The following is a 21,493-nucleotide window of genomic DNA, read 5'->3' as shown; positions in this document are numbered from 1 at the left end:
CCCATGATACCAATCCCACCCTCACCATCCCAGATGCCTGCACCACCATGGAGTTCATGGGAAAAGTGGCTGCAATCGCCTCCAGGACGCTATGTGCTGGCCTGGGAGCAGAAATGCTTCAATCAGATCGTGGCTGATGTCTTTGGTTTTTATGCCGTACAAATCGGTTTGCCGCAAATTAATACCCTGGCAGAAAACCGTATGCCTTTGCATGCGCTCCTGGTTCACTCCAATGATCGCCAAAAACAGCTTACCGAATTCAATTGGCATCAGGTTGAAGGCAGTCCTAGCGAACTCCCTTTTGCCTCTGAAACCATCGATTTATTAGTGCTACCGCATGTCTTGGAATTTGCAGCAGATCCCCATCAAATTCTGCGGGAAGCTGAGCGCGTGCTACGCCCAGAGGGTCGTCTCATTATTTCTGGCTTTAACCCAGCTAGTCTTTGGGGTATGCGCCAATATCTCAGCCGCTTGATAGGCAGCCCTTACCTGCCTCGGGACGGGCAATTTATTGGCCTGCTAAGAGTGAAAGACTGGTTGCAGCTATTGAACTTCTCACTAGACCGCGGTCATTTTGGGTGTTACAAACTCCCCTTGAGTAGTGAGTCAGGGATGGGCAGAATGGATTTTATGGAGCATGCTGGCAACCGCTGGTGGCCTATTTTTGGGGCTGTTTTTTTGGTTTCCGCAATTAAACGTCAGCAAGGTATCCGGCTCATTGGCCAGGTTCAGGGTTTACGGCTCCCAGCAATCTCCCAACTAAGTCCGGCAACTGAAAGTAGACAGAACTTAGCCAATAACCAAGACAAAGTAAATTAACGGAATGTCTCAAACCAAAACCCTGCCTCATATCGTGATTTATACCGATGGCGCCTGCAAAGGTAATCCTGGCCCTGGCGGCTGGGGTGCAGTTTTACGCTCAGGGGCTCATGAGAAGCATTTGCATGGTGGGGCTGAGCACACTACCAATAACCGCATGGAAATTAGCGCCGTTATTCATGCGCTACGAGCCCTAAAGCAAACTAGCTCCGTAGAGCTTTGGACAGACTCTCAGTACGTCCAAAAAGGTGTCACTGAGTGGCTCGAGGGTTGGAAGAAAAGAGGCTGGAAGACGGCCAGCAAAGATCCGGTCAAGAATGCAGATTTATGGCAAGAGTTGGATGCCCTCATCCCTGAACACAAGATCTCCTGGCATTGGGTACGTGGACACAACGGTCACCCTGGAAATGAGTTGGCTGATTTACTAGCCAATCGGGGTGTAGAGGAATTTTTACCTTAGATCAAAGCATTGCCCCAAGCCCGTTTTTACTGGTCTTGTGAGAGAATGAAAAGATATAAATTAGCTCCCAAAAGAGCCTCAAATCCATATAAATCCAAGAAAATTCGAGAACGTGTCCAAAATAGAATCAGCGCTAGATAAAACAGTTGCCAAATTGCCATTACTCAAAAACTGGGTCATGGCGCGCTTGTGCAAAGTGTGGCACAAAATCTCCCCTACATTCTCGTCAAAGCAAAAATTGGATTACCCCACTAGCAAAGCTTTGGTATTGCAGTACAAGTGGCGTATTTTGATTTTGGTACTCATCTTATTTGCTGGCTCAAAGGCTTACGACTACTTTTTCCCACCTAGCGGCAAAGCTGGTGCAGTTCAAACTATCACCAGCATCGTGATCGAAAAGAAAGATATTCCACTTGTCATTGAAGCTACTGGAACAATTGTCTCCAATAGCATTGTGGATATTCGCCCAATGGTCACCAATAAAGTTGAGAAGATTCATATTAAAGATGGGCAAGACGTCAAAGCGGGTGAACTCTTATTTACTCTCGACAATCGCACTGACACGGCTAACTATGAAAAGCTCAAAGCCTTAGCTGATGATGCTCAAAAACAATATTTACGCGCCAAAGAGCTCGTTACCAAGAACTTCATTTCAAAAGCAGGATTAGAAACTGCATTAGCCAATGCAAAGTCAGCCCAAGCGGCCGCAGAGACTGCTCGCGTACAACTTTCTTTCGACTTTATTCGATCCCCCATTGATGGAAAGGCCGGCATCATCAATGTTTTCCCAGGGACACTGGTGCAGGCTAGCAATACAGTGATTAGCGCAACCAATGCCTCTTCGACCTCTACCACCAGTTCGATGGTCACCATTACGCAACTCAATCCAATTAATGTTCAGTTTGTCATTCCAGAAAAAGATATTCCCGTTCTATTAGAAAGCAAGCAGAGTGGTACACCTATGAAAGTACAGGTGACAGTTGGCAACAATACTCAACGAGTTTTCAATGGTGAAGTGATGGTGGTCGACAACCAAATTGACCCCCAAATAGCAGCAGTTCGCGTTAAAGCGCAAATACCAAATGAGAAGTACGAACTACTACCAGGTCAATTTGCGCGCGTCGCTTTGAATGCCAATACCTTAAAAAATGTCATTGCAGTCCCATCAGAAGCGATCGTCATGAATCCTAAAGGACGCTTAGTCTATATTGTGGATAAGGATGGCAAGGTAGCATCTAAACCCATCACCGTGAGTTATGAATACCAAGGCACTTCGGTTGTCAACGGCCTAGAAGCTGGTCAACGAATTGTCGTGGAAGGCAAACAAAATCTGCGCACAGGAAGCAAGGTGCGCGAAGCTAAACCTGCCAACACTCCTGCAGTCCAAGCAAAATGACGCTCTCAGAATTATGTATTAGAAGACCGGTCATGACGGTTTTGCTCTCGCTAGCAACCGTGATAGCTGGCAGCGTCGCCTATTTTAAGATTCCTGTTGCCGCCCTACCCAGCTTCAATACGCCGATTATTTCGGTTACAGCAAGTCTACCGGGCGCATCACCCGAGAATATGGCTTCAGCTGTAGCGCTGCCTTTAGAAAAAGAGTTTTCCACTATCGATGGCATCAAAATCATTAGCTCAAGTAGTACCTTAGGGTCTACCAGCGTTACCCTTGAGTTTAATAGTGATCGTGATATTGATAAGGCGGCTGTCGATGTTCAAGCAGCCTTATTGCGAGCCCAAAGACGCCTGCCAATTGAGATGACGATTCCACCGTCATATCGCAAAATCAATCCAGCAGATACCCCCGTCATCATTATCAGGATGAGCTCACCATCCATCAGCCTATCGGAGATTAATGATTACGCTGAAAATTTGATGGCACCTAATCTATCCACCATCAGCGGCGTTTCACAAGTAAATGTCTATGGCGCCAAACGATATGCGATTCGCGTTAGCGCTCAACCGGATGCATTGGGTAATCGCAATATCACCATGGATGAGTTGGCTGCTGCCATTAATAAAGCCAATACCAATAGTCCTATCGGCACGCTAGATGGCCCGCGACAACTGATTACGATCTATGCAAATCCGCAACTCGTTAAAGCTGAAGAATTTGGAAATCTGATCGTTGCGCAACGCAATGGCTTCCCGGTCTATCTCAAAGATGTTGCTGTCGTTGAAGAGAGTTACGAGGATGTTAAAACCTTTGCGACAGCTAAAGGCGAGCGCTCAATTGCAATGGGGGTGATGCGCCAACCTAATGCAAACACAGTAGAAGTTGTGAACGAGATTAAGCGCTTGCTCCCTACTCTCAAAGCACAGCTCCCAGAATCAATTCAGCTCAATCTCATTAATGATCGATCAACCTCTATTATTGAATCGATCCATGATGTCAATCTCACGCTGATACTGACGATTGCATTGGTTGTTCTCGTCATCTTCTTATTTCTCAAGAATATTGCAGCCACCGTCATCCCCTCGATTAGCTTGCCGATTTCTCTCATTGGCGCTTTTTTCGTCTTTTATTTTATGGGGTATAGCCTAGACAATATTTCGCTCTTAGGTATTACTCTAGCGGTTGGATTGGTAGTTGATGATGCGATTGTGGTTCTGGAAAACATCATGCGCTATATCGAAGGCGGCATGAGTCCACTAAAGGCTGCGCTGAAAGGAAGTAAAGAGGTTGGATTCACGATTGTCTCCATCTCACTATCTCTTGTTGCTGTATTTATTCCGCTCTTTTTTATGGAAGGGCCTATCGGACTTCTATTTAGAGAATTTGCAGTCGTTGTTACCCTCTCAATTCTTGTCTCTGCCGTAGTTTCTCTCACTATAGTGCCCATGCTTTGCAGTCGATTCCTCAAAGAGCAACATGGTGAACCAAAAAGCTATCCATTAACAAATGGCTTTGATCGCATATTTACGTGGTCCCTCAACACCTATACTCACTATTTAGATCTGGCGCTAATCAATCGAAAAAAAGTGTTGTGGGGCACGATCGCTACTTTTATCCTGACCATCGCTCTCTTTGCGTTCAGCCCCAAAGGTTTCTTTCCAGAAGAAGATATTGGCCAACTCCGCATAACGGTTGAAGCAGCCCAAGATACTTCGTTTAAAACGATGCTTGAATTACAAGATCGTGCCGCAGTAATCGTTGATGAAGACCCGAATGTAGCAACATCTATCTCCATTCTTGGAGGAAATATGAGCTCGGGACGAAATACTGGCAGATTCTTTGTGATCCTGAAGCCTAAGAGCGAACGCCAGAAGATGAGTAAGGTCATGGAGGGCTTGCGGACTAAATTTAAAGAAATTCCTGGTGTTCAGATTTACATGAGTCCCGTGCAGAACTTACAACTTGGTGGTCGTAGTAGCAAAAGTCGCTATCAATACACACTACAAAGTGTAGGCTTTGAAGGTGTGAACGAGTGGGCTGAAAAAATGCTCGAGAAGATCCGCTCTGATCCTATTTTCAGAGATGTTACTAGCGACTCACAGCTAAAAGGTTTAAACGTCAAAATTGATATTGATCGTGAAAAAGCAGCTAGCGCAGGCGTTTCGATTGCAGATATTCGAACTGCGCTTTACTCTTCATTTGGCGAGCGTCAAGTCTCGACGATTTATACGCCAGTCAACACCTACCGAGTTATCCTAGAGACCGCCGAGAATGATCGACAATTTGAAACCGATCTCAATAAAGTCTACGTCCGTGGCAGATCGACTAATACGCTAATTCCTCTCTCGAGCTTAGCAACGTTTACACGCACAGTGGGACCCACTTCCGTAAATCATCAAGGTCAAATTCCTGCCGTGACCATTTCCTTCAATTTGGCACCCGATGTTTTCTTGGGAGATGCCACCAAAGCGATTGATAGGTTTGCAGAGCAAATTAAGTTGCCAACCTCAATCATCACTAGCTATGGTGGTGATGCAGCGGTATTTAAAAGCAATCAAACCGGTCAAATTATTTTGCTGCTTGGGGCCTTGGGTGTTATTTATGTTCTCCTAGGCGTCTTGTACGAAAGCTATATTCACCCTCTCACTATTTTGGCTGGCCTACCCTCTGCCGCGATTGGCGCCATTCTCGCCTTGCGCATTTTTGGATTTGAACTCACCATCGTTGCATCCATCGGCATCCTATTGCTAATTGGTATTGTGAAAAAGAATGCGATTCTGATGATTGACTTTGCATTAGATGCGCAACGCAACCGAGGGCTTTCGCCTGAAAAAGCAATTCGCGAAGCTTGTATCTTGCGCTTCCGACCCATCATGATGACAACCATTGCTGCTCTGATGGGTGCACTGCCGATTGCGCTTGGTTTAGGTGCGGGCGCCGAACTGCGTCAACCTTTAGGCATTAGCGTGGCCGGTGGTTTGATCTTCTCTCAATTTGTTACCTTAATCATCACTCCAGTGATCTACCTCTATTTGGATAAATATGCGGGAAATGGACCTATGAACATCCCTGAATCTGTATTGGAAGGCACCTAATGCGTCAAGTTATTCTCGATACTGAAACTACTGGTCTTAATCCCGCAACTGGCGATCGTATTATTGAAATCGGTTGCGTTGAGATGGTGGGTCGTCGACTAACCGATCGCACTTTCCATTACTACATCAATCCTGAACGTGATATTGATGCAGGTGCTTTTGCAGTGCACGGACTATCTCGTGAATTCTTATCCGATAAGCCAGTATTTGCGAATATTGTTGAAGAGTTGATTGAGTTTGTTGATGGTGCTGAGGTAGTCATTCATAACGCAGCATTTGACTTGGGATTCCTAGATAACGAATTTGCTTTGCTCAAGCGCCCCGCCTTCAGGGGGCTTGCTTCCAAAATTACTGACACCCTCCTCGATGCCCGTCAAATGTTTCCAGGTAAGCGCAATTCGCTCGACGCCCTCTGTGAACGCTTTGCCATCAGCAATCAACACCGCACCTTGCATGGGGCTCTACTTGATGCCCAGTTACTAGCAGAGGTCTATGTAGCGATGACGCGTGGCCAAGAAGATCTATCCATCGATCTGATTGACTACACCGTTGGCACCGATGCCTCTGGCCAAATGAAAGCCTTACCAAGCAAACTCAAACTCATGACTGCAAGTGAAGAAGATTGCCAGCTACATGAAAAAATCTTAGCTGAGATTGCAAAGGCAAGTAAAAAGGACCCCGTATGGAGTCCTTCTGCCGCAAGCAACTAACTGCATAGCTAAAACTAATTTAGATTTCGGCTGCGATCGCCTTACCCAAGTCATCCGTACGAGACTTGCCACCTAAGTCAGGCGTCAATGGGGAGTTATCTGCAGCAAGAACCCGCTCAATTGCATTGAAGATAGCCTTGCCTGCTTCTGGATAACCCAAGTGATCTAACATCATTGAGCCTGACCAGATCTGCCCAATTGGATTGGCAATCATCCTGCCAAAGATATCAGGCGCTGATCCATGTACTGGCTCAAATAAGGAGGGGAATTTTCCTTCTGGATTAATACTTCCTGATGGCGCGACTGCAATTGTTCCAGTGCATGCCGGACCCAAGTCCGACAAGATATCTCCAAATAAATTGCTGGCTACAACAACATCAAACCTGTCTGGGTTCATCACAAAGTGTGCAGCCAAGATATCAATATGGTATTTGTCCATTTTCACATCGCCAAATTGCTTAGCCATCGCCTCAACTCGCTCATCCCAATAGGGCATGGTGATTGCAATTCCGTTGGACTTAGTGGCAGAGGTTAAATGTTTTTTTGGACGACTTTGCGCAAGGTCGAAAGCATACTGAAGAATGCGATCCACCCCTTGTCTTGTAAAGATAGATTCTTGAATCACAAACTCTCGATCAGTATCTGGGAACATTTTCCCGCCAACGCTCGAATATTCACCCTCGGTATTTTCACGAACGACGTAAAAATCAATATCTCCAGGTTTTCGGTTTGCTAAGGGGCATGGCACACCGGGCAGCAATCGAACTGGTCGCAGATTGACGTATTGGTCAAAGCAGCGACGAAACTGAATGAGACTTCCCCATAAAGAGACGTGATCTGGAAGAATGTTTGGCATACCGACTGCGCCAAAAAATATCGCATCGTATTGCATCAGAGTGTCAAACCAATCATCCGGCATCATCTTGCCATGCTGGAGATAGTAATCACAGCTAGCAAAATCAAAATGATCAAACTGCATACCGATACCAAACTTTTGATTGGCAGCCTCTAATGCACGAATACCTTCTGGCATGACCTCTTTACCAATTCCATCACCAGCGATAACAGCAATTTTTGGGTTCTGAACTACTTTGTTTTTCTTCATTTAATGTCTCATCCGATCTTCAACATACATGGGTTTAGCTAATCGCCCGACGAATCTCATCGGTCTTGGGTTTAGTGCCGGTTACTGATTCTGTATCGTGCTCCGTCGTATTTTCAATTGTCTCAATTACAGTCTCTTGCATCCGAATATTATCTTTTGGGCAAATCGGGGCTCCATAGGTAGCCCACTTCTTTAATAAGGTCACCTCATATCCACACTGGGCACATTTGGCTTTATTACGACTTGCATTGCTCGGTCTTGGTGGCGGGAAAACAATTGCCTGATGCGGATATGGGCCAAGCTCTTGGCTAATCATCATCAGACGCACCATCAACTCTTCGGTAGCATGAGCCATTCTGGCAGGGCCTTCTAGACCGACCGTCTGGGCGATGCCTTTAAAGTCCTCGCCGTGACCACTAAAGCAATCATCTACCGCATGACATAACTCATGAACCAGGGTATCCAAGAGCTGAACTGGATCATCTAACTTTGGAGAAATGAAAATTTCATTTACTCCGCCACCAGAGCGCTCGCGGGGCCAGCACTGCCCTAGCGTTGTTCTCGGACTGCTAGAGGCTGGAAATCCGCACGATACGCGAACGGGCGGAATTGCGTAGCCCGCTTTTGAAAATACAGGCTCTAAATGTCTTACGGCGTCTTCCAGCCAAGATTCTCTTACAGAGTGTTGCTTCATGAATAACTCAGTGATGTTTTTATTAGGGATTGAATAAGGAATGGGACTCTATTATCGCTGCCCTACTTTGACATCACCGAATATAGCCTGAGCTTCACGCGGTAGACAACGCCAGTAACGCTCATTTGAAGGCACCGTGCCACCTAAGGCTGCAGCGGCCTCCCACGCCCATCGTGGCTTGTATAAAAATGCACGGGCTAAAGCAATCAAATCTGCATCTCCCTTTTGGAGAATATCTTCTGCTTGCTGAGGCTCTGTAATCAAGCCAACTGTCATCGTAGGCAAACCAGATTGATCTTTTACGATTTTAGCGAATGGCACTTGGTAATTTGGTCCTATCGCGATCTTTTGCAATGGTGAAATACCTCCCGATGAGATATGTACAAAATCACATCCCAATGGTTTTAGGCGGGATGCAAAATCCGTAGTCTCCTGTGGAGTCCAGCCACCCTCAATCCAATCGCTGGCAGAAATCCGAATACCTAATACGCCTTGATATGCATTACGTACTGCTGCAAATAATTCCAAGAGGAAGCGGATGCGATTCTCAAAAGAGCCACCATATTCGTCAGTGCGCTGATTGGCGATTGGCGATAAAAATTGATGTAAGAGGTAGCCATGCGCCCCATGCAATTCGATCCCATCAACGCCGATGCGCTCAGCACGCTGCGCCGCAACAACAAATGCATCAATGAGTTCTGCCAACTCTGCTTTAGAAAGTTCATGAGGTAAACGCTCATCCTTTAACTGAGGAATAGCTGATGGGGCAAGCGTATCCCAACCACCCTGCTCTTTAGAGAGCAATTGCCCGCCTTCCCAGGGGGTAGCGCTAGAGGCTTTTCGGCCAGCATGCGCCAACTGAATGAAAACAGGAGTTGCTGGTGCCAGCTTACGAGCCCTGCTCAGCTTGTCCTTGAGGGCGGCCTCCGTACGGTCATCCCACAAACCAAGGCAGGCAGGGGTAATGCGCCCCTCTGGCGTCACACCAGTGGCCTCAATAATGAACAAGCCTGCCCCGCTATTCAAGAGATTGCCCCAGTGCATTAAATGCCAATCCTGGGCCTCACCATTTACAGCTGAGTATTGGCACATGGGTGCCACAACAATGCGATTGGGGAGCTTTAAATCGCCCTTTGGTGAGCTCAGCGTGTAACTTGAAAATAGAAGACTCATTTAAATGCCCTTGGATCCTGAACAGCGAAAAAGTAATGAAAGCGATAAAATAGAAATGGTAGGATAAACGAGGCTATAAACTTTTGCGGATATCAGGTCGCCCAAGTATATAGACCCAAAAAACTAGAAAAAATATTAGGCAAAATCTATGAGCACACCACAAGCCTTTGAATCAAAAGAAGATATTGGTCATTTTGTTGATGGTAAAGTCGTCAACCCAAAAGACGGTCGTTTTGCCGATGTCTTTAACCCTTCTACAGGAGCCGTTGCAAGACGCGTTTCTTTAGCTAGCCGCAAGGATGTTGATGCTGCCGTGGAAGTTGCCCAAAAGGCCTTTGAAAGCTGGAGCCAAACCTCCCCATTGCGCCGCGCACGCATCATGTTCAAGTACCTTGAGCTACTCAATGCCCATCGTGATGAATTGGCTGCCATCATTACTGCCGAACACGGCAAAGTATTTACTGATGCCCAAGGCGAAGTCACGCGCGGTATTGATATCGTTGAATTTGCTACCGGCATTCCGGAGCTACTTAAAGGTGATTACACCGAGCAAGTCTCTACCGATATTGATAACTGGGTCATGCGTCAGCCTTTGGGAGTAGTTGCTGGTATTACCCCATTTAACTTCCCCGTGATGGTGCCAATGTGGATGTTCCCGGTAGCCATTGCTTGCGGTAATACCTTCATCCTGAAACCAAGCCCAACCGATCCTTCAGCTTCCCTGTTGATGGCCAAGCTCTTAAAAGAGGCAGGTTTGCCTGACGGTGTATTTAACGTTGTTCAGGGCGACAAAGAGGCTGTTGATGCTTTAATTGAAAACCCTGATGTCAAAGCAGTCAGCTTTGTAGGCTCAACCCCAATTGCTAACTACATTTATGAGCGTTGCGCACACTTTGGCAAGCGTTCACAGGCATTGGGTGGCGCTAAGAACCATATGGTTGTCATGCCCGATGCAGATATCGATAAAACGATTGATGCTTTGATTGGTGCAGCCTACGGCTCTGCTGGCGAGCGTTGCATGGCAATTTCTGTAGCCGTTTTAGTTGGCGATGTTGCAGAGAAAATCATGCCAAAGCTGATTGAGCGCACCAAGACCTTAAAGGTCAAGAACGGCATGGAACTCGATGCTGAAATGGGCCCAATCGTAACTAAAGCCGCCTTAGAGCGCATCACTGGCTATATTGAAAGCGGCGTAGCTTCAGGCGCCAAGTTACTCGTAGATGGTCGCGGATTAAAAGTGCCGGGTCATGAGAATGGCTTCTTTATTGGCGGCACCCTGTTTGATAACGTCACTCCAGAAATGAAGATCTACCTAGAAGAAATCTTTGGCCCAGTCTTATCTTGCGTACGAGTAGCAAACTTCACTGAAGCATTAAATTTAGTGAACGCATGCGAGTACGGCAATGGTGTTGCTTGCTTCACAAGCGACGGCAATATTGCCCGTGAATTTGCCCGTCGCGTTCAGGTTGGCATGGTTGGTATCAACGTACCTATTCCAGTTCCAATGGCTTGGCATGGTTTTGGCGGTTGGAAGAAGTCCCTCTTCGGTGATATGCATGCCTACGGCAAAGAAGGTGTTCGCTTCTATACCAAGCAAAAGAGTGTGATGCAGCGCTGGCCCGAGAGTATCGCTAAAGGCGCAGAGTTTGTCATGCCAACTTCGAAGTAATTAATACTGCGATCGGTATCTATCAGTAACAATAGCGGCCTCTGGGTCGCTATTTTTTTATCACGACCCTATGGCCTAGAGATTAAGTAGGAATAAAGTAGCGCCGCTCAATCGCGCGAGCAAATAAGACAATCACCGATACCAAGGCTAGGTAAACCAAGGCAGCCAAGAGGTAGGCTTTGAAGAATTGAAAGTTTGTTGCGGCTAATTCTTGTATGCGCGCAAAGAATTCGGTGTACTGAATCAAGAATGCAACCGAACTATCTTTTAGATTCGCAATCACTTGATTAGTGAGGGCTGGAATAGAAAAGCGAATGACCTGCGGCAAAGTAATGAACTTAAAAATTTGCAGAGGGCTAAAGCCCTGTGCACTTGCTGCCTCAAGTTGAGTCTTGTCTAAACCATTAAAGGCAGTCTTTAAATACGCTGCATTGTAGGCAGCCACATTGAAGGTAAAACCAATAAAAGCCACTGTAAATGGAGAAAGTCGAACACCCCATTGCGGTAAGCCGTAATACATTAAGAACAGCAAAACGATTAAGGGCATTCCGATAAAGAAGGAGATATAAGAATTGATGGCGCTACGAACATACTGATTCTTGCTGAGGGTGAGATAAAACACCACAATGCCCAAAAGCAAACCTGAAACACTAATCAAGCCGGCTAATTGCAAAGTCTTCACCAGCCCAGTCAGAATTAAGGGCATCTGCTCCGTGAGATCACGGATAAAGGATGGCCATCCTCCCATCAACGCTGTTCCTCTGCACCAAAAAAGGCTTTGATTTCTGGATCAGCGTGCTTGCTCAAAGTATCAATCCGATCATCAGCACGAATAACACCACGGTCTAAGAACATCACTGTATCCGCTATATTGCGCGCTAAGTTGAGGTCATGTGTAACGCAAATCATAGTGATGCCCTCGCCATGCAAGCGATTAATCAGATCGGCGACATCTCTAGACATCACAGGATCCAATGCAGAAGTAGGCTCATCAAGGACTAAGACTGCCGGATCCATAGCAAGCGCCCTTGCAATGGCGACTCGCTGCTTCTGTCCACCAGAAAGCTGCGAGGGGTATTTGTCTTGATGTGGCGTCATCTCAAAATGAGATAACTCAAATAAAGCCTTTTCTTTTGCCTCTACTTTGCCCATGCCATGCAGCTTGCGCAGACCCAATGAGACATTATCTAAAACGGTCAAATGACTATACAGAGCGAACTGCTGAAATACGAAACCAATTTGCTTGCGCAACTCTCGCACATCAACATCTGGCCCTAATACCTCGTTTCCCCTAAATACGATCGATCCTGAAGTGGGTTCAACCAAGCGATTGAGGCAGCGCAATAAAGTAGACTTACCAGAACCAGAGGCGCCCATCAAAACGCGGACCTCCCCCTCATTGAGATCAAGATTGATCTTGGACAGGACTGTTTGTCCGCCAAACTCCTTAACCAAATCCCGCACTTGAATTAACGCCACAAAATTACCCCTTTGAATAATGTCATCTTGGTAGTCATGCTGGACTCATCCCCGGAATTTGATAGCGTTTAGCCAGCAACTGAACGCCGAGCAAGCAAATTCTATAAATCACAAAATAGAGGATGCCCACCGCTAGATAGACTTCAATACCCCGCAGCGTTGTCGAGGTCAATGTCATAGCTTGCTTGGTAATCTCCGGGATCCCAACGGTGTAAGCAAATGGCGAATACTTTAAAACTGAAGTGAACTCATTGACCATGCCTGGAATCGAGAATCGCAACATCTGCGGTATCTCGATAAATCTGAGGACCTGAATACGCGTCATCCCCATTGCCTGCGCTGCAGTTACTTCGGCGGGATCGACTGAGTTATATGCACCCCGAAATACCTCAGCCAAATAGGCAGATGCCACTAGACCCAAACTCAGCGCCATAGCCATCAAGGGTGGGACTTTAAAACCAATCCCCGGCAAGCCAAAGTACACCATAAATAGTAAAACCAAAACTGGCACACCCCTAAATACATAGGTATAACTGTCAATCAGCGGAATGAGCCAAGGAATATCCATACGACGCAAGCTTGCTAGAAATAAGCCCACTACTAAACCGGTTGCAGAGCAAACGAGTGTTACAAGTACCGTATAAGAAATGCCCTGAGCTAACTGGGTAAGAATATCCAGAAAAGTCACAGGGCAGGCTTTCGACTACTAGTTAAGGCTTTGATCAGCAGCGTTTATTTCATCCACTTATCTAGAATGGCTTTAATTTTTCTGGGCCAAGTTCATTGAGGTATTTATCAAAGTCATCACGCAATTTAGAGCCTTTAGCAAAAGCAAAGCCCAACTTATCAAAGCCTGTAAACACATAGCTACTCTGAATTGGTAGCTTCAGCTTGTTCTCATAATTAAGAAATACGGGCTCTTCAATAAAAGCCAGATCAAGATTGCCATTTTGCAAATCGGTAATCACCTCAGCATATGATGGATACAGTTTGACCTTACTCAGGGAATAGTAGCCTTTTGGCTCCAACTCATTCTTAATCAGATCATCGTAAGCCATGCCGCGCGGATAGCCGATGGAGTATTTCTTAAGCTGATTCAAATCCGTGATTTGGATATTTTTATTCTTCATGCTGACTAGATGCCAAGCATTGTCATAGTAAGGCTGGGAAAAATCCATTACCTCTTTACGCTTGTCTGTAATAGAAATGCCAGAGAAGGCAACATCTGCTTGGCCGCTAGAAACAGCGCCCAACATTCCAGCCCAATCATAAGGAGTCACCTTCAAAGTGCAGCCTCGAGACTGACAGTAGCCCTGGAAAATATCCATGTCTGCACCAATGATCTGCCCTTTGTCATCAAACAGCATTGGGGGAGATGCGGGGGAAACGGCAACTTTAATTTCTTTGGAATCAGAGGACTTGGAGCAAGCCACAACAGTGAGCGCTAAAACAGCGGCAAACAGTGCCAGAAAAAAGCGTTTCATAAATACATCTCCTATCCTGATCAATGGTTACACCCAGACTTTGGGTGCACACTAAGTATAGGGGAATTAGGGCTGGACTGGCTACTGCAGCGTGTTTTTAAAGGCAGGCAACATGGGCATCGCCATGACCTCAATTCCTTCATCACGTAAAGCCTCAGCCTCATCTAGAGTAGTTTGACCACGAATACTCCGCTCAGGAGATTCCTTATAGTGAATTTTGCGAGCCTCTTCTGCAAATGCGCTACCCACATCCTCAGAACGCCCCATTAACTCACGCATACCCTTTAAAAAGGCTGCCTGTACCTGTGCCTCTAATTGAGAATGATCGCTACCAGTCAGGGCCACAACATCGCCACTAATTGTGCTGGCAACACCGCTAGCATCTACTGATCCAGGGCTGGTAACAGTCAATTCAGTTGAAGCGGGCATTTCCTTGCTGGAGCCAGATTTAGCAATATGTGGGGCAGATGGCATCCGGGTAATCTCGGTGCTATCGCAAATAGGGCAAGCAAGCATTCCCTTGTCTTGCTGGGCAAGACAATCCTCCTCAGAGGCAAACCATCCCTCAAAGCGATGATCCATTGGGCAAGCGAGGTTATAAACTTTCATAAGACCTATATAGGGACAAAATTGCTAAATTCAATATCTCTATTTTAATAGGATTACGAAATTACCCTGGAATAGGCGTGGGGCTCACTAGGCCACGACGATAACGGTCTAGCCAGTAAGTTGCAATCGTTGTCTTTACATCTGTAATTTCACCCTGCTCTACCCAATCTAATATTTGCTCTAAAGGGGCGGCAAATACGTCTAAAAACTCTTCATCATCGAGACGGCTTTTCCCAGAGATCAGACCTTCAGCGAGATAGATATCAATAAATTCTGTCGAATAGGAAATCACTGGGTGGATGCGACGGATAAAACTCCATTTGCTAGCGGAATAACCTGTCTCCTCTTCTAATTCTCGCTGAGCACACAACAATCGATCTTCCCCAATCTCCAACTTGCCTGCAGGAATTTCAATGCAAGCTTTTGCGATTGGGTAGCGATATTGACGCTCCATCAGCACCCTACCATCATCTAAGATAGCCAAAATTGCAACTGCACCAGGGTGCGTCAGGTATTCACGCACTGCTTGATTGCCATCAGGCAAGCTGACTTGGTCGCGCTTCATATTCAAGAAGATACCGCCATAAATATCCTCGCCAGATAAGCGCTCTTCTCTCAAATGGGCATCGCCAATTGGTAAATCTTTAAAGGATTTTTCACTCATAGCACGTCTTTCATCAATTGAATATCCATCATACAAAAACCAGATGACAGAAAAGAGAAAGGCCCCTATTCGGAGCCTTCATCAAAATCAGTTTAAATGGCCTGCTTATGAACCCAATAGAGTACGGCGCATTGCATCCAGGCAAACAGCCATCAGTCCCGCTGGGAAGATACCAAGAGCTAAAACGAATATCGCATTCAAACTCAAAATTCCACGAGCAAAGCCAGACCCAGAAATCTCTTCAGCATGCTCCTCTTTTGGCTCATCGAAGTACATTACCTTCACCACTCTGAGGTAATAGAACGCACCAATCAATGAAGCAATCACGGCGATGATAGCCAAGAAGGTATGTCCACCGTCCACTAATGCCTCGAGTACGCCCAACTTGGCAGCAAAACCTACTGTCGGCGGAATACCGGCTAAAGAGAACATCATTACTAGGCCAATAAAGGCAAACCATGGATGGCGTTTATTCAAACCCTTGAGATCATCAATAGTTTCGCAATCATGCCCTTTGCGCGATAACATCATTAAGAGGCCGAAGCTGCCTAATGTAGTTAATACATAAGTGATCGCGTAGAACATGGATGCGCCAAAAGCATGGTCATCAAATACCGATAACATACCAAGCAATACAAAACCCATCTGAGCAATAGCTGAATAGGCCAGCATGCGCTTCATATTGGTTTGTGCAATAGCGGTGATATTACCCACCACCAAAGATAGAACCGCCAACAAGACAAGCATTGGCTGCCAATCACCCATCAACGGTAATAAAGTATTCACCAGTAGACGGAATAGCAAAGCAAAGGCAGCAATCTTTGGAGCCGCAGCAATCATCAAAGTAACCGCTGTTGGAGCACCCTGGTACACATCGGGCACCCACATGTGGAATGGCACTACGCCTAACTTAAAAGCCAAACCAGAAACAATAAATACCAAACCAAAAGCCATCACCAAATGATTAACACGTGGATCAGCAACGGTTCTGAAGATTTCAATTAAATCAAGTGAACCGGTTACGCCATAAAGCATAGACATACCGTAGAGCAAGAAACCAGATGCCAATGCACCAAGAATAAAATACTTAATAGCTGCTTCTACACTCTTCTCACTGCTATGACGCATAGCTACCAAGGCATAAGTAGGCAGAGCCATTAACTCAAGACCCAAATAAAGAGTCAATAGATTGGCGCCAGAGATTAGGATGCACTGCCCTAACAAAGCCAATAGAGCCAAAACAATGAAGTCAGGACGGAAGAGTGCGCGATCGCTGAGATATTGCTTTGAATACACCAAGCTCACTAACACGGCACCACATGAGCATGCCTTGAGAAGATTTGATATCGGATCGGACTGAAACAGGCCATTCATAGCAACGACCGAAACATCTCCAATCCTACCTAAAAATGCAAAGATCAAATACACCAGCAAAATGATCGAGAAGAAGTAAACAAAGCCAACGCCACGTGGTGTGTGGAAGATATCTTGCTCTACTCCAGGGGTGACTGGCTGACGCTCAGGTACATAAACACTCGCCACCAACAAAAGACAGGCGACTACAAGTAAAACGAGTTCCGGCAGGACGGCGTATAGGTCGAATGCTTGCATTAGCTTTTACTCAGAGTTTGCTGACAGCAACATGCTGCAGCAGATTAATCACGGACGGATGAATAATGTCGGTAAATGGCTTTGGATAAACACCCATTCCGATTACACAAATGGACAGTACTGTCATCATGAAATACTCGCGCGCATTGAGATCTTTCAATTCCTCAACATGCTTGTTGGTGATTGCACCAAAGAAAACGCGCTTGACCATCCACAAGGAATAAGCAGCGCCCAGAATCAAGGCGGTTGCAGCCAAGATACCAATTACAAAGTCGTAATCTACGGCAGCCAAAATCACCATAAACTCCCCCACGAAACCAGAGGTAGCTGGCAAGCCGCAGTTTGCCATTGCCATTAAGACTGCAAATGCAGTGAATGCAGGCATACGGTGAACCACACCACCGTAATCTGCAATTTGGCGGGTATGCATACGGTCATACAACACACCAATTGAGAGGAACATGGCACCAGCAACAAAGCCATGAGAAATCATCTGCACAATACCGCCCTCAATACCCAGCGGACTAAAGAGGAAGAAGCCGAGGGTCACAAAGCCCATGTGCGCTACTGAAGAATAGGCAACCAACTTCTTCATATCTTTTTGAACCAAGGCAACTGCACCAACATAAATTACAGCCACCAAAGATAAGAAGATCACAAATGGGCCAAGATACTGACTGGCATCAGGGGCAATTGGCAATGAGAAGCGTAGGAAGCCATAAGCACCCAGCTTCAACATAATTGCCGCCAATACTACGGAACCACCTGTTGGCGCCTCAACGTGTACATCTGGCAACCAAGTATGCAAAGGCCACATTGGCACCTTCACAGCAAATGCCATGAAGAAGGCGAAGAACAAGAGAATTTGCTCAACGATATCGAGGCGAGCATTGTGCCAAACCAAGATTTCAAAGGTATTTGTCACGTTGTACAAATAGAGCATGGCAATCAAAGTGAGTAGTGAGCCAAGCAAGGTGTAAAGGAAGAACTTAAATGCAGCGTAGATGCGGTTATGACCACCCCACACACCGATGATGATGTACATCGGAATTAAAGTTGCCTCAAAGAATACATAGAACAACAGAGCATCTAAAGCAGCGAAAACGCCAATCATTAATCCAGAAAGGATTAAGAAAGAAGCCATGTACTGAGACACCTTCTTATCAATCACTTCCCAGGCAGCTATCACCACAAAAATATTGATGAATGCAGTTAAAACGATAAACCAAACGGAGATACCGTCAATACCGAGGTGATAGTTAATATCGTAGCGAGGAATCCAGCTCATCTTTTCAACAAATTGCATGCCAGGATTGGCAATATCAAAATGAATGATGAGCGGGAGAGTTGCAATAAAGCCCAATACGGAACCAAAGAGTGCCAACCAGCGAACGCCGGCCGTCGGTCTCTCTGAACCGTAGAACAAAATAATGATGCCGAAAAAAATCGGGATCCAGATGGCGAAAGAAAGAATCATGATGGCTACTTAAGTAACAAAGGCCTAGCGAACAAAAGGCAGGTAAGCGTACAAAACCCAAGCTAACAATACCGCTAAGCCTGCAATCATTGCGAAAGCATAGTGATAGAGATAACCGGATTGCAAATGGCGGATCACTGCAGAAAAGCGCCCTACTGCATGCGCGCTACCGTTAACCAAGAAGCCGTCAATAGCCTGTTGATCACCACGATGCCATAAGATACCGCCGATCCACAGCAGGCCTTTAGAAAACACCGCTTGGTTTAAATCATCGAGATAGTATTTGTTATCCAAGAGTTTCTTGATAGGGGCAAATGCTTGTGCAACAACGCCAGGCAACTTTGGTGCCCAGAGGTAACCAATCGCAGCAGTTAATACACCTAGTACCACTAGGAGCAATACTGGTGATGTCAATGAATGCATTGCCATAGCAATCGGACCATGGAACTCTTCAGCAAGCTCTTTCATGGCTGGATGTTTGCCAATATCGACAAAGATTGAATCGCCAAAATAAGTGCCAAACAGTAAGGGCGTAATCGTGAAGTAACCAATGATCACTGAAGGAATCGCCAACAAGATCAAAGGCAAGGTCACAACAAATGGTGACTCATGAGGTTTTTCACCGGGAGCTAAACCATGATGCGCATGATCGTCACCCTGCTCTGCATGATCATGATGGTGATCATGTGAATGTGCATCAGCATGTCCCCAGCGGGCTTTACCGTGGAATACATAGAAGTACAGGCGGAAGGAATATAGGGCTGTTACAAAAACACTGGCCATCACTGCGAAGTAAGCAAAGCCAGAGCCAGGGATGTGGCTAGCAGCTACCGCCTCGATGATGGAGTCTTTGGAATAGAAGCCAGAGAAGAATGGGGTACCGATCAATGCTAGGTTACCTAGTAACATCATTAAGCAAGTAATTGGCATGTACTTCCAGAGTCCGCCCATCTTGCGCATATCTTGTTCATGGTGCATACCCAAAATCACGCTACCCGCAGCGAGGAACAAGAGCGCCTTAAAGAATGCGTGCGTCATCAAATGGAATATGGCGATTGGGTAAGCAGATACGCCCAAGGCTACAGTCATATAGCCTAATTGGGAGAGCGTTGAATAAGCAACTACCCGCTTAATATCAGTTTGAACGATGCCCAAGAAGCCCATGAAGAGCGCGGTGATCGAACCAATTACCAAGATGAAACTCAATGCAGCATCAGACAACTCAAATAGAGGTGACATACGGGACACCATAAAGATGCCGGCTGTCACCATCGTTGCAGCATGAATCAATGCAGAAATTGGTGTTGGGCCTTCCATAGAGTCTGGCAACCAAACATGCAATGGGAACTGAGCTGATTTACCCATTGCGCCAATAAAGAGGCAGATACATGCTACGGTGACTAAATTCCAGCTAGTACCTGGTAGCGTTTGGGCAGCCAGTGCTGTGTTCTGAGCAAAGATCACATCGTATTGCATAGAGCCAGTGCTAGCCAATAGCAATCCAATGCCGAGGATGAAGCCGAAGTCACCAACACGATTAACCAAGAAGGCCTTCATATTGGCAAATACAGCAGATTGACGCTCGTAGTAGAAGCCAATCAGCAAATAAGAAACTACACCCACTGCTTCCCAACCGAAGAAGAGTTGCAAGAGGTTATTACTCATCACCAACATCAACATGGCGAAGGTGAAGAGGGAGATATAGGAGAAGAAGCGGTTATAGCCCTCTTCGCCCTTCATATAACCAATGGTGTAAATGTGAACCATCAAAGATACAAATGTCACCACACACATCATGGTCGCTGTCAGTGGGTCAATTAAAAAGCCGATATCAAGATTGAGCTCGCCTAATTGCATCCAGCGATAGACGGTACCGTTGAAATAAAAGCCATCCATTACTTGCACCAAGACAAAGCAAGACAGGACGAAAGCGATCATCACACCGAGAATGGTGACAAACTGGCAAGCGCCATTTCCAATGCGATTACCGCCTAATTTAGTACCAAAAAATCCTGCAATAGCTGAGCCAAATAATGGCGCCAGTGGAATTGCGCAGAGAACAGGAAGAGTTAAGGTCAATTGCATGACTAGCCTTTTAAGTGGTCAAGGTTATCTGCATCGATGGTGTCTACCTTACGGAAGAGCACAACAAGGATCGCCAAACCAATTGCTGCCTCAGCAGCAGCCACAGTCAAAATAAAGAATACGAATACCTGACCAGCCATGTCACCCAAATAATGAGAGAAGGCTACAAAGTTCATGTTCACCGAAAGAAGCATTAATTCAATTGCCATTAAAAGCACAATGACATTCTTACGATTCAAGAAGATACCAATCACGCTAGTCGCAAATAGGATTGCGCCAAGCACTAAATAGTGAGCTAAGGTAATAGTCATTTCTTCTCTCCGCGAGCATCTTGCTTAGCGGCCATATCAGAATCCATCTTGACGATGCGCATGCGATCAGCAGAATTCACATTCACTTGCTCATGAATATTTTGGGACTTGGAATCTTTACGATTACGCAGGGTCAGAGCAACAGCGGCAATGATGGCCACTAAAAGAATGACGCCAGCAACTTCGAAAGCGTACACATAATCAACGAAAATCAACATACCCAAAGCTTGGGTATTGCCTATAGCCATCTCTTCAAGCATCGGCTGCACTGGAGCGCTTGTACCGATAAAGCTGCGAATCAATACGATGGACAACTCTAAGACGATGACCGCACCCATCAAGAAAGCAACAGGCAGGAATTTCTTAAAATCACGACGTAAATGCTCGAGATCAAGGTCGAGCATCATGACCACAAACAAGAAGAGCACCATCACAGCGCCAACGTAAACAAGAATCAGAGCCAAGCTCAAGAACTCTGCCTTCAGAAGCATCCAAAGACCAGAAGCGCAGAAGAATGCCAAAACCAAAAACAGTGCAGCATGCACTGGGTTACGAGCAGTAATCACGCGCAATGCTGAAATCACCAAGAGCCCAGCAAAGGCATAAAAGAAGACTGCAAAGAGTGTGGAAGTATCGAATGTCATATGTCGTT

20 protein-coding genes are annotated in these 21,493 nt (G+C 46.0%); 6 read left to right on the top strand and 14 right to left on the bottom strand.

The window, feature by feature from the left end:
- The first annotated feature begins 3 nt into the window (after positions 1-3).
- From GQ359_RS03970 to dnaQ, 5 genes are all read left to right on the top strand, one after another.
- Positions 4-819 carry a class I SAM-dependent methyltransferase gene (locus tag GQ359_RS03970; protein ID WP_215387673.1) on the top strand — a complete coding sequence of 272 codons (816 nt, stop codon included), beginning with the start codon at positions 4-6 and terminating at the stop codon, positions 817-819.
- A 4-nt stretch (positions 820-823) separates the two neighbouring features.
- Positions 824-1,279, top strand: coding sequence for a ribonuclease HI (gene rnhA / locus GQ359_RS03965; protein ID WP_371743392.1), 456 nt, complete (start codon positions 824-826; stop codon positions 1,277-1,279).
- A gap of 112 nt (positions 1,280-1,391) precedes the next feature.
- Positions 1,392-2,675, top strand: a complete 1,284-nt coding sequence (locus GQ359_RS03960) for an efflux RND transporter periplasmic adaptor subunit (RefSeq protein WP_215387672.1) — start codon at positions 1,392-1,394, stop codon at positions 2,673-2,675.
- A complete protein-coding gene (locus GQ359_RS03955) occupies positions 2,672-5,770 on the top strand; it encodes an efflux RND transporter permease subunit (RefSeq protein ID WP_215387671.1) in 3,099 nt (1,032 codons plus the stop codon). The genes GQ359_RS03960 and GQ359_RS03955 overlap by 4 nt, the downstream gene beginning before the upstream one ends.
- The gene (gene dnaQ / locus GQ359_RS03950; protein ID WP_215387670.1) at positions 5,770-6,480 is read left to right on the top strand and encodes a DNA polymerase III subunit epsilon; all 711 of its coding nucleotides are present in this window, start codon (positions 5,770-5,772) and stop codon (positions 6,478-6,480) included. Before GQ359_RS03955 ends, dnaQ begins: the two co-directional genes overlap by 1 nt.
- A gap of 19 nt (positions 6,481-6,499) precedes the next feature.
- Here dnaQ and GQ359_RS03945 read toward each other — a convergent pair whose 3' ends face one another.
- The 3 genes from GQ359_RS03945 to GQ359_RS03935 are packed head-to-tail and all read right to left on the bottom strand — an operon-like array spanning position 6,500 to position 9,452.
- The gene (locus GQ359_RS03945; RefSeq protein WP_215387669.1) at positions 6,500-7,585 is read right to left on the bottom strand and encodes a tartrate dehydrogenase; all 1,086 of its coding nucleotides are present in this window, start codon (positions 7,583-7,585) and stop codon (positions 6,500-6,502) included.
- 34 nt (positions 7,586-7,619) lie between these two features.
- Positions 7,620-8,279: a SprT family zinc-dependent metalloprotease gene (locus GQ359_RS03940; RefSeq protein ID WP_215303371.1), complete on the bottom strand. Its 660-nt coding sequence runs from the start codon at positions 8,277-8,279 to the stop codon at positions 7,620-7,622.
- A gap of 51 nt (positions 8,280-8,330) precedes the next feature.
- Positions 8,331-9,452, bottom strand: a complete 1,122-nt coding sequence (locus tag GQ359_RS03935; RefSeq protein WP_215387668.1) for an NADH:flavin oxidoreductase/NADH oxidase — start codon at positions 9,450-9,452, stop codon at positions 8,331-8,333.
- Positions 9,453-9,600: 148 nt separating this feature from the next.
- On the opposite strand from GQ359_RS03935, the gene GQ359_RS03930 reads away from it, so the two are divergent.
- Entirely contained in the window at positions 9,601-11,121 is a 1,521-nt protein-coding gene (locus GQ359_RS03930) for a CoA-acylating methylmalonate-semialdehyde dehydrogenase (protein ID WP_215387667.1), read from the top strand.
- Positions 11,122-11,203: 82 nt separating this feature from the next.
- On the opposite strand, the gene GQ359_RS03925 is transcribed toward GQ359_RS03930, so the two are convergent.
- The 11 genes from GQ359_RS03925 to GQ359_RS03875 all read right to left on the bottom strand — a co-directional run bounded on the left by GQ359_RS03925 (position 11,204) and on the right by GQ359_RS03875 (position 21,485).
- The gene (locus tag GQ359_RS03925; protein WP_251367949.1) at positions 11,204-11,869 is read right to left on the bottom strand and encodes an amino acid ABC transporter permease; all 666 of its coding nucleotides are present in this window, start codon (positions 11,867-11,869) and stop codon (positions 11,204-11,206) included.
- Positions 11,869-12,600 (bottom strand): amino acid ABC transporter ATP-binding protein, encoded by a 732-nt coding sequence (locus GQ359_RS03920; protein ID WP_215387665.1) that lies wholly within the window; start codon positions 12,598-12,600, stop codon positions 11,869-11,871. The genes GQ359_RS03925 and GQ359_RS03920 overlap by 1 nt, the downstream gene beginning before the upstream one ends.
- Positions 12,601-12,634: 34 nt before the next feature.
- Positions 12,635-13,288, bottom strand: a complete 654-nt coding sequence (locus tag GQ359_RS03915) for an amino acid ABC transporter permease (protein WP_215387664.1) — start codon at positions 13,286-13,288, stop codon at positions 12,635-12,637.
- A 61-nt stretch (positions 13,289-13,349) separates the two neighbouring features.
- On the bottom strand, positions 13,350-14,084 hold the full coding sequence (locus GQ359_RS03910; protein ID WP_215387663.1) for a transporter substrate-binding domain-containing protein: 735 nt from the start codon (positions 14,082-14,084) through the stop codon (positions 13,350-13,352).
- Between the two features lie 81 nt (positions 14,085-14,165).
- The gene (locus GQ359_RS03905) at positions 14,166-14,693 is read right to left on the bottom strand and encodes a DUF1178 family protein (RefSeq protein WP_215303361.1); all 528 of its coding nucleotides are present in this window, start codon (positions 14,691-14,693) and stop codon (positions 14,166-14,168) included.
- Positions 14,694-14,754: 61 nt separating this feature from the next.
- Positions 14,755-15,357: an NUDIX domain-containing protein gene (locus GQ359_RS03900; RefSeq protein ID WP_215387661.1), complete on the bottom strand. Its 603-nt coding sequence runs from the start codon at positions 15,355-15,357 to the stop codon at positions 14,755-14,757.
- Positions 15,358-15,462: 105 nt separating this feature from the next.
- On the bottom strand, positions 15,463-16,968 hold the full coding sequence (nuoN, locus tag GQ359_RS03895) for an NADH-quinone oxidoreductase subunit NuoN (RefSeq protein WP_215387660.1): 1,506 nt from the start codon (positions 16,966-16,968) through the stop codon (positions 15,463-15,465).
- A gap of 10 nt (positions 16,969-16,978) precedes the next feature.
- On the bottom strand, positions 16,979-18,445 hold the full coding sequence (locus GQ359_RS03890; RefSeq protein WP_215387659.1) for an NADH-quinone oxidoreductase subunit M: 1,467 nt from the start codon (positions 18,443-18,445) through the stop codon (positions 16,979-16,981).
- A 24-nt stretch (positions 18,446-18,469) separates the two neighbouring features.
- Entirely contained in the window at positions 18,470-20,530 is a 2,061-nt protein-coding gene (nuoL, locus tag GQ359_RS03885) for an NADH-quinone oxidoreductase subunit L (protein WP_215387657.1), read from the bottom strand.
- A gap of 2 nt (positions 20,531-20,532) precedes the next feature.
- Complete coding sequence (nuoK, locus tag GQ359_RS03880; RefSeq protein WP_114652695.1) at positions 20,533-20,841, bottom strand: NADH-quinone oxidoreductase subunit NuoK; 309 nt, start codon at positions 20,839-20,841, stop codon at positions 20,533-20,535.
- Positions 20,838-21,485 (bottom strand): NADH-quinone oxidoreductase subunit J, encoded by a 648-nt coding sequence (locus GQ359_RS03875; RefSeq protein WP_215303352.1) that lies wholly within the window; start codon positions 21,483-21,485, stop codon positions 20,838-20,840. The genes nuoK and GQ359_RS03875 overlap by 4 nt, the downstream gene beginning before the upstream one ends.
- Positions 21,486-21,493 lie beyond the last annotated feature (8 nt).

Origin of the sequence: Polynucleobacter sp. AM-7D1, assembly GCF_018688455.1 — a bacterium.
GTDB lineage: Bacteria > Pseudomonadota > Gammaproteobacteria > Burkholderiales > Burkholderiaceae > Polynucleobacter.
The sequence above is the reverse complement of the archived record's forward strand: the minus strand, read 5'-3'. Positions and strand labels throughout refer to the sequence as shown.

Bases quoted from the DNA above. Each gene is read 5' to 3' on its own strand.
- GQ359_RS03890 (WP_215387659.1), bottom strand. From the start codon at position 18,445: ATGATTCTTTCTTTCGCCATCTGGATCCCGATTTTTTTCGGCATCATT.
- GQ359_RS03925 (WP_251367949.1), bottom strand. From the start codon at position 11,869: ATGGGAGGATGGCCATCCTTTATCCGTGATCTCACGGAGCAGATGCCC.
- GQ359_RS03900 (WP_215387661.1), bottom strand. From the start codon at position 15,357: ATGAGTGAAAAATCCTTTAAAGATTTACCAATTGGCGATGCCCATTTG.
- GQ359_RS03930 (WP_215387667.1), top strand. From the start codon at position 9,601: ATGAGCACACCACAAGCCTTTGAATCAAAAGAAGATATTGGTCATTTT.
- dnaQ (WP_215387670.1), top strand. From the start codon at position 5,770: ATGCGTCAAGTTATTCTCGATACTGAAACTACTGGTCTTAATCCCGCA.
- GQ359_RS03970 (WP_215387673.1), top strand. From the start codon at position 4: ATGATACCAATCCCACCCTCACCATCCCAGATGCCTGCACCACCATGG.
- GQ359_RS03940 (WP_215303371.1), bottom strand. From the start codon at position 8,279: ATGAAGCAACACTCTGTAAGAGAATCTTGGCTGGAAGACGCCGTAAGA.
- GQ359_RS03935 (WP_215387668.1), bottom strand. From the start codon at position 9,452: ATGAGTCTTCTATTTTCAAGTTACACGCTGAGCTCACCAAAGGGCGAT.
- nuoN (WP_215387660.1), bottom strand. From the start codon at position 16,968: ATGCAAGCATTCGACCTATACGCCGTCCTGCCGGAACTCGTTTTACTT.
- rnhA (WP_371743392.1), top strand. From the start codon at position 824: ATGTCTCAAACCAAAACCCTGCCTCATATCGTGATTTATACCGATGGC.
- GQ359_RS03955 (WP_215387671.1), top strand. From the start codon at position 2,672: ATGACGCTCTCAGAATTATGTATTAGAAGACCGGTCATGACGGTTTTG.
- GQ359_RS03945 (WP_215387669.1), bottom strand. From the start codon at position 7,585: ATGAAGAAAAACAAAGTAGTTCAGAACCCAAAAATTGCTGTTATCGCT.
- GQ359_RS03905 (WP_215303361.1), bottom strand. From the start codon at position 14,693: ATGAAAGTTTATAACCTCGCTTGCCCAATGGATCATCGCTTTGAGGGA.
- GQ359_RS03875 (WP_215303352.1), bottom strand. From the start codon at position 21,485: ATGACATTCGATACTTCCACACTCTTTGCAGTCTTCTTTTATGCCTTT.
- nuoL (WP_215387657.1), bottom strand. From the start codon at position 20,530: ATGCAATTGACCTTAACTCTTCCTGTTCTCTGCGCAATTCCACTGGCG.
- GQ359_RS03910 (WP_215387663.1), bottom strand. From the start codon at position 14,084: ATGAAACGCTTTTTTCTGGCACTGTTTGCCGCTGTTTTAGCGCTCACT.
- nuoK (WP_114652695.1), bottom strand. From the start codon at position 20,841: ATGACTATTACCTTAGCTCACTATTTAGTGCTTGGCGCAATCCTATTT.